Below are 9733 nucleotides of genomic sequence, written 5' to 3'. Positions count from 1 at the left end.
TGTACAGGTTGTAGGCGGAGGCCGAACCGGATGCGGCGGCGATTGCCGAGCCCAGCAGCAGTGCGGATAGTGAAGGACGAAATGCTTTTCTCATGAAGTGTTCCTCAGTGTGTTTTTAGCTTTTCTTGTTGTGTTTGTCGGTTGCACTGAAGGTGAGAGGGGAGTCACCGAATATACGAGATTCATTAGACCGTTTTTGCGAAAGGCTAAAAATCAACCGTACGGTTGATCTGGGGAACTCTTGTTGCTGTTTGCGGTAATGCTCCTCGATCAGGTCGGAGAAACGGTGGAGCCGTCTGAGGTAGGCATTGCTGGCGATCATGATCTCGGCGCGTCTTTAGCGACGGGCGGGCGTTACGGATGGTCCCGTGGTGCGGTTTACAGATGCTGAAACAGGTGGTTCTGGATGTCGTCCATGTGACGGCTTATCTTCTTGACCTGGTCGTGGATTGTCACAAACAGACGCTCGGCTTGCGGGTAATCATGTGGAGGTACGGCGGTCAGTAACTCCTCGCCGCTCTTGTAGAGTACCAGTAGGCAGGATTCAATCTGTCGGAAAGCATGGAGTGACCGGTAGTCAAATTCATTGTCGTCTCCGTCGAAATACCACTGTCCAAACTGGGTCGACTTTGGATCGAGAAGGGTGCGGGGGTACTCGGATTGGCCGTTGAGCCATAGAGTCCACCACTGGAAGCAGATCAGGATCAGCTCCAGCGCCGAATCGGAACCGTGTCCATAGGCCATCGAGCGGTAGACCGAGGTCATCAGCGTGCCGGCTTTGTGGGTGGTAGCCTTGGTTAACGAGACGGTGTCCGAGGCGACTTGGCGCGCACTCTGTGACAGATCTCTCAAGCCTTCAATCTTCTCATCGACGGCGGCGGTTTTGGTGTCGATCTTCTGTACCAGATCCGATATCTGTTCGCTGGATGCGCGGGTTCGGTTGGACAGGTCCCTCACCTCATCTGCGACGACTGCAAAACCTCGTCCCTGCTCGCCGGCGCGCGCGGCTTCTATCGCCGCGTTAAGTGCGAGCAGGTTGGTTTGTTCGGCGATCTTGTTGATTGCACCGGCAAAGCTGTTTATGTCAGTGGCTAACTTCTTGAGTTCATTGACAATATCCCGAGTAATGTCTGCGCTGTTTGATATTGACAGCAGGGAGGCGTTCAGACGCTCCAACTCGTCACTGACCCGGATCAGTTCTTTGTTCGACCCTTCTGATGCGGCCATCGGCTCGAACAGCTCTTCGGAGATGAGGTGCACACGGTGATGTATGTCCTGCAGTTGATCCTCCAGAGTCACTACCTGAGTACGGAAGAGGCCGGCGGGGATGTTGTGCGATGTGGACTGGAGCTGGCCGGTTAGGGTATCGATCCGGGCCGACTGCTCCGATAATCGGGCTTCGAGTTCCGAATTCCGGTGGTTCAGGGAAATATTGGCTTCTTCCAGCTCAGCAATTCTCCGGCGGTACTTCTTGGTCAGCATTCCGACACTCCTGGGCCAGACTGGACTTAAAGGCGCGAATTTATCCCTTAGGTAGCGGGGTGTATATCAACCGTACGGCTGATCCGGGGAGCTATTGCTGCTGCTTGCGGTACTCCTGCGCGGTAACGCCGGTGTGTTTCTTAAAAAAGCGGGAGAAGTAGGCAGGGTCGGTGAAGCCGAGTTCGTAACAGATCTCGCTGCTGGTGAGGCTGCTAAAGGTGAGCAAGCGTTTGCACTCTTGCACGATACGGTCGTGAATCAGCTTTTTGGGTGAACGGTTGGAGATGCGGTGGCAGATGTGGTTTAACCGGCTCTCGGATACCCCCATCTCCTGGGTGTACTGGGGCAGGTGCCACTGTTCGCGGTAGTGCTCCTCAATGAGGTCGGAAAAGCGGTGAAACAGCCTGAGGTCGTCGTTGTTGACGACGATACTCTCGGCGCGTTTGCTCGCCAGACGGGCGATGCGGATAATCAGCAGCCGCACCAGTGAGTCCAGCGCCAGATTCTTTGCGGCACTGTCCTGCAGCCACTCCGAGCGTATGTTTCTGAGGGTTTGTGCCAGCCGGGTCCATAACGGACGTTGTTCGTCGCTCAGGCTTGCCCGCTCAAGGCAGATCCCTTCGCTCAGGTCACCCTTGATCTCCTGTTCGAGGCCATCTTTCATCAACTGCCACACCAGCGACTGATGGATGGTCAACACATGGCCTTTGGCATCAGGTTCGGTCAGGAAGGAGTGAGGTACCGAGGCGGGAGTCAGAAAACAGCTAGGGCCGCTGACATGGTAGATCTTGTCATCGATATGGAAGCTGATTTCGCCCCGGTCGATATAATGGATCTGCATGTATTGGGCGTGTCGGTGCACCGGCATGTCGCGGCCGAAAAAGTCGGCCAGATTCTCCAGCACATCGTAGTGGACGGGCGCATCAACGTAGCGTTGATCGTAGTCCTGTCCAAGGATGATGTTGGGAATCCATTCGCGGTGCTGAGGATCGGTCACAGGGTATCTCGTAAACGCTGCGGGACAGTGCGGGCGTTTGGCACGCCCGCACTACCCTCAGTCTAACAGATCAGCCCTTACCGAGCTGTGGCACCTTGTGAGTCCCATGCGCGATGCAGACGTTCTTCGTTTCCATGTAGAAATCGAAGCTCCAGTCGCCGCCGTCGCGGCCGATGCCCGACATCTTGATGCCGCCGAACGGGGAGGGCAGGTTACGGTTGTTCTCGGAGTTCACCCACAGCATGCCCGCTTCGACATGCTTGGCCATACGCATCGCGCGGCCGGTGTTCTCGGTCCAGATGTAGCCTGATAGACCGTACTGGGTGTCGTTGGCGATCTTGATCGCTTCCTCTTCAGTGTCGAAGGAGATGGCGGTCAGTACCGGGCCGAAGATCTCCTCCTGAGCGATGCGCATCGTGTTGTTGGCACCGGTGAACAGGGTCGGTTCCAGATAGTTGCCGGCCGGGTTCAGTTCGGCGCGGGCTTCGGTGATGCGCTTGCCGCCGACGGCGATGCTGGCACCGTCCTCTTTGGCGATGTCGAAGTAGCTCAGCACCTTGTTGTAGTGCTCGGTATGCACCAGCGGTCCCACTTCGGTGTTCGGATCCAGAGAGTGGCCTACGCGCAGGTTACGCACGCGCTGCTCCAGTGCGGCCAGAAAGCGGTCGCGGATACCGCTCTGTATAAGCAGGCGGCTGGAGGAGGTGCAGCGCTGGCCGTTCAGGCTGTAGATCATGAACACCACGGCATCCAGTGCGCGCTCAAAATCCGCATCGTCGAATACGATCACCGGGTTCTTACCGCCGAGCTCGAAGTGCATCCGCTTCAGGGTGTCGGCACCCTGGCGCATGATGTGGGAGCCGGTGGCGGACTCGCCAACCAGCGCCACGGCCTTGATTGCCGGGTGTTCTGTCAGGCGTTTGCCGACATCTTCGCCGAAACCGTTGACCATGTTCCACACGCCCTTCGGCAGCACTTCATCGGCGATCTCGGCCAGAATGTAAGCGCTCAGCGGGGTCAGTTCCGCAGGCTTATGCACCACGGTGCAACCGGCAGCCAGCGCCGGCGCGATCTTCCAGGTGGAGAGCATGAACGGCGTGTTCCACGGCGTGATGATGCCGACCGGGCCTATCGCCTTGCGGATGGTGTAGTTGGTGTGCTCGTCCTGATGCAGGGCCAAACCGTTTTGCGCTTCCGGTGCCTTGTCGGCGAAGAAACGGAAGTTGGCCGCGCCGCGCACGGCGGCTTGCTTCATGAAGCGGATCGCCTGACCGCAGTCCATCGATTCGACCAGTGCAATCTCGTCGGCCCGCTCGACCAGCTTGTCCGCAAACTGGTTCAGCAGCTTTTTACGCACGGCACCTGAGGTGTTGGACCATTCGATGAAGGCGTCTTCGGCGGCCTGACAGGCGGCGTCCACGTCAGAGACGGTACCGGCCATGATCTTGCCGATGGAGCTGTTGTCGGTCGGCGTGATGTTGTCGTATTCGCGACCGCCGTTACCGAGGGTGAATTCACCGTTGATGTAGTGTCCGGTGGTGTTGTTTTTGAAGCGCTCCAGATATTGAGTGGCGCGTTCCAGGTTGGTTTGCAGTGTATCGCTCATCATGATTCTCCCGAAGCTATTGCCTCAATATCAGTATTTGTCGCCGTAGTATTCCTGCTCGCTGACCATACGGGTCTCGAGTGAGCAGACATCTTCGATGGTGCAGACAATGGTGTCGCCCGGCTGGCAATCGACGATGCCGTGTGGCGTGCCGGTGCAGATCATGTCGCCCGGATTCAGGGTCATGATCTTGCTCAGGTACTCGATGATGAACGGCACATTGAAGATCATGTCTCTGGTGCTGCCGTCCTGCGTAACCTTGCCGTTAACGGTGGTGGTCAACTTCAGCGCGTTGGCATCAGGGATATCGGCGGTATCCACGATCCAGGGGCCCATCGGTAGCAACGAGTCGCGGCTTTTAACCCGCAGGTTAGGGCGGTAGTAGTTTTCCAGATAGTCTCGGATCGCGAAGTCGTTGCAGACGGTGTAACCAGCGACATACTCCAGCGCATCTTCACGTTTGATATTTTTGCCGCGCTTGCCGATAACCGCGACCAGTTCGCACTCGTAGTGCTGGTAGTCGATGTTGTCAGGGCGATAGCTCACCTGCTTGTGACCGGTCAGGCAGTTAGCGTGCTTGATAAAAATCAGCGGCTCTTTCGGCGGCTCAAACGCCAGCTCGGTCGCGTGATCGGCGTAGTTGATGCCCAGCGCGAAGATGGTGCCCGGCGTTTTTACCGGCGGCAGCCAGGTGATGGCATCAGAGTCCAGTGCGACGTTTAACACCTCGCCTTCAGACGTGGTGATGGTGTCATCAGCGGCGATGTCGATATCCAGCTCGCGGCCGTCGAACATAATGCGTGCGTGTCTCATGGCTTAGGCACCTCCCAGCGTGTTGGACAGGGTGCCGACACCCTCGATACTTGCTTCAACCTTGTCGCCCTTGGCGAGCGCGACACGCTTACCAGCGAAACCGACGGCAATGACCTCGCCCGGCTGCAGGGTCATGATGTAGGAGATCGTGCTGATTAGTTCGGCTACGCTGCGCTGCATCTGGGTCAATGGGAACGTGCTTTTGCGTTCACCGTTGACACTGATGGTGACGCTCAGGGCGTCCGGCGCGGCGATCTTGTCTGCCGCTACGATTTCGGGGCCGACCGGTGCAGAGCCGTCCAGGCACTTGCCCTTGATGTCGGGGCGGTAGTAGCTCTCTTCCGGCAGCGAGTAATCGCTGACGAGGGTGTAGCCGCCGACGTAATTGAGCGCCTCTTCGGTGCTGACGCGGCAGGTCTCCTTGCCGATCACCACGCCGAGGCTGGCGCCGACTGCCATGGCTGCTACGTCATTACCGTCGAAGTCTTTTGCCCACTCAACGTCGGCGCCATTGACGCTCCAGGTGTTGTGCGGCTTGTAGTAGAGCACCGGCTGGGTGGGTGGTTTGTTGTAGGGCGCTTCGTTGAAAGTGCCCTCGAGTGCGGCCAGCTGAGCCTTGTCGTTCAGTGCGACGCAGACCAGCTTGCTGTTGACCAGTGTTTTCGCTGTCATATTCAACCTTTATCTATCAATGGCCCGGCGTGTCAGTAACCGGCCTGGGGCTTCTCGTCGGCAACCGGCGCGTCGCTCTTGAACTGCTGTGCCAGCTTGCGTGCTCCCTGTGCCAGAATCAGGGTGTCGACGCCGACACCGACGAAGTTGGCACCCTGCTCGATGTACTGTCCGGCCAGCGATGGGTCCAGACACAGAAGGCCTGCGTACTTACCCGAAGCGCGGATCTTGTTAAGGCCGGTGTTGATCGCTTCGACCACCGCCGGATTACCGGCATCACCGATGTAACCCATGGATGCGGACAGATCCGATGGACCGATAAACACGCCATCGACACCCTCGACGGCGAGAATTTCGTCAAGGTTTTCCATCGCGCGGGCGGTTTCAACCTGCACGATCAGGCAGATCTCATCGTTGGCCTTTTTCAGATATCCGGGGATCTGGTTCCAACGCGCGGCGCGGGCCAGCGAGGTGCCGAGGCCGCGGATCCCCGCTGGCGGATAGCGCACGGCGCGTACCAGCTGTTTTGCCTGTTCGGCATCCTCGACCATCGGCACTAGCAGGCTCTGTACGCCGATATCGAGCAGTTGCTTGATCAGCGCGGTGTCGCCTTCGACGCAGCGCACGATGGGGGCCACGTCATAGGGAGCCAATGCCTGCAGATGAGACATGATGGTGCGCAGGTCGAACGGGGCGTGCTCGCCGTCGATCAGCAGCCAGTCGAAACCGGCGCAGGCGAGAATCTCCGCTGCGCTGTTGTCGGGCAGGCCGAGCCAGAGCCCGAACTGTGTCCGGCCGCTGGCCAGACCCTGTTTGAAACGGTTTTTCGGCATCTCCATCAGAGAGTCCTCCCGAAGAGATTATTCGAAACGCAGGCCAATGCCGCCGAGCGAACCAAAATCGGCATGGATGGTATCGCCAGCCTTGACCGGAACCGGACGGGTGAAGGACCCGGCCAGAATGATCTGCCCAGGCTCCAGGCCTATACCGTGCGGTGCGAAACGCTTGCATACCCAGCTGATCCCCTTGGCCGGGTGGCCAAGTACGCCGCAGGCAAGGCCTGTCTCTTCGATCTGGCCGTTGAGGTAGAGCGCAGCGCCGGCCCAGCGCAGATCCATCTCGGTGGGTTTGATTGGACGGCCGCCCAGCACGATGCCGGCGTTGGCCGCGTTGTCGGCAATGGTGTCATACACCTTGCGGGTGTAGCCGGTTTCAGGATCTGTCCGCATGCAGCGGGCAGCGATCAACTCCAGAGAGGGGATCACGTAATCGGTGGCGTTGTAGACGTCGAAGATGCTGACGTTTTCGCCAAACAGCGGCTTGTTCAGAATGAAGGCCAGTTCCACTTCGATGCGCGGATCGAGAAAGTCGGAGGCCTTCAGCGTCGCGCCGTCTTCGAACTGCATGTCGTTGAGCAGAACGCCGTAGTCCGGCTGGTCGATGTTAACGGCCATCTGCATGGCGCGTGAGGTAAGCCCGACCTTGTAGCCGATGACGGAGCGGCCGTCTTCGATCTTGCGATCAACCCAGGCTTTCTGCACGGCGTAGGCATCGGCCATGCTCATCTCGGGGTGTTCGAGCGTCAGTGCCGGTATCTGCTTGCGGTTGACTTCCGCCTGGTAGAGCCGCTCGGCGGCTGCTTGGATCTGCTCTTGGGTCAACATAATGGGCCTGAACCTTTCGCTTGAGTCGGCTGTTGCACCGGGGCTTGGGGGCCCTGATGGCTGTCTGAAAGCCGTAAGTTATTAATGTATTAAGTATTTATCTGGAGTTGCATGTGCAACGTCTATCGCATCCCTAATTGCATTTTAGTTAACATCTTAAGTAAGTCAACAGGTGGACGACCTTTCAGTTGCTCGCCTGCGCCTTTCGACCGCCTCAAACAGTATAGGGCAGTCCGCAAAAATGCCGCGGCTCCGGCGTTTTTCGCCACGCTGTTCGGCCTTTTAGTTGGCTCTGCGTTTGGCTGAGCAGCGAAAGGATGATTGACAAAAGTTAATATGTTAATTAAGTTTCTGCTTAACAGGCGAGGCCCGATGTTCCCGCCTGAGCCCCTAAAGAAGATAGCTATAACAAGCACGGGAGCTGCTGAAATGCCCCATTTCATCGTCGAATACTCCGGAAACCTGCACGACAAGCTGGAATTCCAACCGCTGTTCAAGGCGCTGCATGAGTATGTGGTCTCAACCGGTGCCTTCCCCATCGGCGGTGTGCGCAGCCGCGCAATCCGCTGCAACGACTTCCGTGTCGCGGACGGTCGCGAAGAGTTTGCCTTCTTGAACCTCAATCTGAAGATTGGCCATGGACGTGATATGGCGCTCAAGAAAGAGGTCGCAGAGCGGGTGTTCGAAATTCTCTGTGACTGGATGAAGCCGATCACCGATAACGGCTACTGCCAGATCTCGTTCGAGATGACAGAGCTCGATCCGGTGCTCAAGTTCAACAAGAACAACATTCACCCCCTGTTCGCTAAAGCGTAACGGCCTGTTGATGCAAGGTGCTTTGCGACGGCTTCGTGCCGTCTTAAAAGTTAATATATTAATTAAAAAATATAATCTCCGTTAGAGAGAGTCAGGTGGAAAGCAATGAACAAGACGACACTTTTTTCAAAAGCCAAGGCGGCACTCGCACTGGGTGCATTGGCGCTGTCCGGTAATATTTATGCCGAAACCGTACTGAGGGTAGGCACGTGGCTGGCTCCGAGCAACCCGCAGAATGCGGTGGTTTGGCCGACATGGGCCAAGTGGGTGGAAGAAGCCACCGAAGGCCGTGTACGGGTTGAAGTCGAGGAGGGGCTCGGTCATCCGAAAACCCTGTTCCAGCTGGTTGAGGACGGTGTGATCGATGCAAGCTTCAGCTACCACGGTTATGTGCCGGGTCGCTTCCAGTTGCCGCAGGCGGTGGAGCAGCCGGGGCTTGGTGTCAGTGCAGAAGCGGCGTCCGTGGCGTTGTGGCGCGTGTACGACCAGCACTTCAAACAGGCCAACGAGTTTGACGGCCTAGAAGTGATCGGCATGTTCACCCACGGCCCCGGTTATATCCACTCCAAAGAGCCGATCACCTCCTGGGATCAGATCAAGGGCAAGAAGATCCGCATCGGTGGCGGTGTACAGAGTGTTCTGGGTGAGCGTATGGGCATCACTCCGGTAGCGGCACCTGCACCGAAGGTCTACGAGATGCTGCAGCAGGGGGTAATTGACGGTGTTTTCATGCCGATGGGCGAGCAGAAGGCGCTGCGCCTGAACGAAGTGGCGCCGAACGTTACCCTGTTGCCGGGCGGTATGTATCTGGGTAGCTTCTCGATCTTCATGAACCCCGATTTCCTGGCTGACCTGGACCCGAAAGACCGCGAGGCGATTCTCAGCGTATCCGGCGAGAAACTCTCGCAGATGGCCGGTAAGGCCTGGGACGGTATCGATGCCGAGGGTTACAAGGTGGCGCAGGCGTCCGGCGTCAATCTGATTGAAGTGAAAGAGACCGACCCGATGGCACGCGAATTTTACGCCATGATCAAGGGCATGAAAGAGGAGTGGGTCGAGAGCGTAGCAGACCGCGGTATTGATGCGCAGGCGGCAGTCGACGAGCTGTGGAGCATCGCCCGCGATTACGAAAACGGCAAGCAATAATAGGTAATCGAAATGTCTCTCAGTGCATGGGTTCATGCGCACTACGACGAGAGCGGGCCAGTCAGGTGGCTGGCCTTTGCCCTTGAAGTGGTTGCCGCAAGCGTACTGTTTTTATTGATGCTGCTGACCTGCGTCGACGTCGCCGGTCGCTATCTCTTTGGCAACTCGCTGGATGGTGCCACGGAGCTTACCGAGGTGGGGCTGGCGATCATGCTGTTTGCCGAGATGCCGGTTGTGACCTGGCGCGGCGGGCATGTGGTGGTCGACATCCTCGATAAGGTGCTCGGCAGCGCGCTGGTCAAGGCGCTGGGGCTGCTAGCGGCGCTGGTCATCTCCACGTCGATGTACGTTCTTGGTGTGCGCATCTTCGAACTGGCCGAGCGTGCCATGCGTCGAGGTGTCGTGACCGAGTATCTCGGCATGCCTACGGGCTACATCATCGAATATATCGCGGTGATGAGCTGGTTCACGGCGGTGGGGATGATCACCTACGGTGTCTATCGCATCCTCACCACGCAAACAAAATAATTCTAGGAG

At 57.7% G+C, this 9733-nt stretch carries 10 protein-coding genes; 3 read left to right on the top strand and 7 right to left on the bottom strand.

Annotation, left to right across the window (positions count from 1 at the left end):
• Positions 1-378 precede the first annotated feature (378 nt).
• From ADIMK_RS21355 to hpaH, 7 genes are all read right to left on the bottom strand, one after another.
• Positions 379-1482, bottom strand: coding sequence for a methyl-accepting chemotaxis protein (locus tag ADIMK_RS21355; RefSeq protein WP_051692873.1), 1104 nt, complete (start codon positions 1480-1482; stop codon positions 379-381).
• Between the two features lie 91 nt (positions 1483-1573).
• Complete coding sequence (gene hpaA, locus ADIMK_RS11070; protein WP_036187810.1) at positions 1574-2479, bottom strand: 4-hydroxyphenylacetate catabolism regulatory protein HpaA; 906 nt, start codon at positions 2477-2479, stop codon at positions 1574-1576.
• Between the two features lie 70 nt (positions 2480-2549).
• Entirely contained in the window at positions 2550-4085 is a 1536-nt protein-coding gene (hpaE, locus tag ADIMK_RS11065; protein WP_036187807.1) for a 5-carboxymethyl-2-hydroxymuconate semialdehyde dehydrogenase, read from the bottom strand.
• A gap of 30 nt (positions 4086-4115) precedes the next feature.
• A complete protein-coding gene (locus tag ADIMK_RS11060; protein WP_036187804.1) occupies positions 4116-4898 on the bottom strand; it encodes a fumarylacetoacetate hydrolase family protein in 783 nt (260 codons plus the stop codon).
• Positions 4899-4901: 3 nt separating this feature from the next.
• Positions 4902-5570 (bottom strand): fumarylacetoacetate hydrolase family protein, encoded by a 669-nt coding sequence (locus tag ADIMK_RS11055; RefSeq protein WP_036187803.1) that lies wholly within the window; start codon positions 5568-5570, stop codon positions 4902-4904.
• Between the two features lie 32 nt (positions 5571-5602).
• The gene (gene hpaI / locus ADIMK_RS11050; protein WP_036187800.1) at positions 5603-6409 is read right to left on the bottom strand and encodes a 4-hydroxy-2-oxoheptanedioate aldolase; all 807 of its coding nucleotides are present in this window, start codon (positions 6407-6409) and stop codon (positions 5603-5605) included.
• A gap of 21 nt (positions 6410-6430) precedes the next feature.
• Positions 6431-7234: a 2-oxo-hept-4-ene-1,7-dioate hydratase gene (gene hpaH, locus ADIMK_RS11045; RefSeq protein WP_036187798.1), complete on the bottom strand. Its 804-nt coding sequence runs from the start codon at positions 7232-7234 to the stop codon at positions 6431-6433.
• Positions 7235-7663: 429 nt separating this feature from the next.
• Between hpaH and ADIMK_RS11040 the strand changes: the two genes are divergently transcribed.
• From ADIMK_RS11040 to ADIMK_RS11030, 3 genes are all read left to right on the top strand, one after another.
• A complete protein-coding gene (locus ADIMK_RS11040; RefSeq protein ID WP_036187796.1) occupies positions 7664-8050 on the top strand; it encodes a 5-carboxymethyl-2-hydroxymuconate Delta-isomerase in 387 nt (128 codons plus the stop codon).
• A 105-nt stretch (positions 8051-8155) separates the two neighbouring features.
• On the top strand, positions 8156-9196 hold the full coding sequence (locus tag ADIMK_RS11035; RefSeq protein ID WP_036187791.1) for a TRAP transporter substrate-binding protein: 1041 nt from the start codon (positions 8156-8158) through the stop codon (positions 9194-9196).
• A 12-nt stretch (positions 9197-9208) separates the two neighbouring features.
• Entirely contained in the window at positions 9209-9724 is a 516-nt protein-coding gene (locus ADIMK_RS11030; RefSeq protein ID WP_036187789.1) for a TRAP transporter small permease, read from the top strand.
• Positions 9725-9733 lie beyond the last annotated feature (9 nt).

It is taken from the genome of Marinobacterium lacunae (genome assembly GCF_000705555.1).
GTDB classification, from domain to species: domain Bacteria; phylum Pseudomonadota; class Gammaproteobacteria; order Pseudomonadales; family Balneatricaceae; genus Marinobacterium_D; species Marinobacterium_D lacunae.
Note: the sequence above shows the minus strand (reverse complement) of the source record. Positions and strands in the feature narration are given on the sequence as shown.

Coding starts and splice junctions, on each gene's coding strand:
- ADIMK_RS21355 (WP_051692873.1), bottom strand. CDS start 1,482: ATGCTGACCAAGAAGTACCGCCGGAGAATTGCTGAGCTGGAAGAAGCC.
- hpaE (WP_036187807.1), bottom strand. CDS start 4,085: ATGAGCGATACACTGCAAACCAACCTGGAACGCGCCACTCAATATCTG.
- ADIMK_RS11060 (WP_036187804.1), bottom strand. CDS start 4,898: ATGAGACACGCACGCATTATGTTCGACGGCCGCGAGCTGGATATCGAC.
- ADIMK_RS11055 (WP_036187803.1), bottom strand. CDS start 5,570: ATGACAGCGAAAACACTGGTCAACAGCAAGCTGGTCTGCGTCGCACTG.
- hpaI (WP_036187800.1), bottom strand. CDS start 6,409: ATGGAGATGCCGAAAAACCGTTTCAAACAGGGTCTGGCCAGCGGCCGG.
- hpaH (WP_036187798.1), bottom strand. CDS start 7,234: ATGTTGACCCAAGAGCAGATCCAAGCAGCCGCCGAGCGGCTCTACCAG.
- ADIMK_RS11040 (WP_036187796.1), top strand. CDS start 7,664: ATGCCCCATTTCATCGTCGAATACTCCGGAAACCTGCACGACAAGCTG.
- ADIMK_RS11035 (WP_036187791.1), top strand. CDS start 8,156: ATGAACAAGACGACACTTTTTTCAAAAGCCAAGGCGGCACTCGCACTG.
- ADIMK_RS11030 (WP_036187789.1), top strand. CDS start 9,209: ATGTCTCTCAGTGCATGGGTTCATGCGCACTACGACGAGAGCGGGCCA.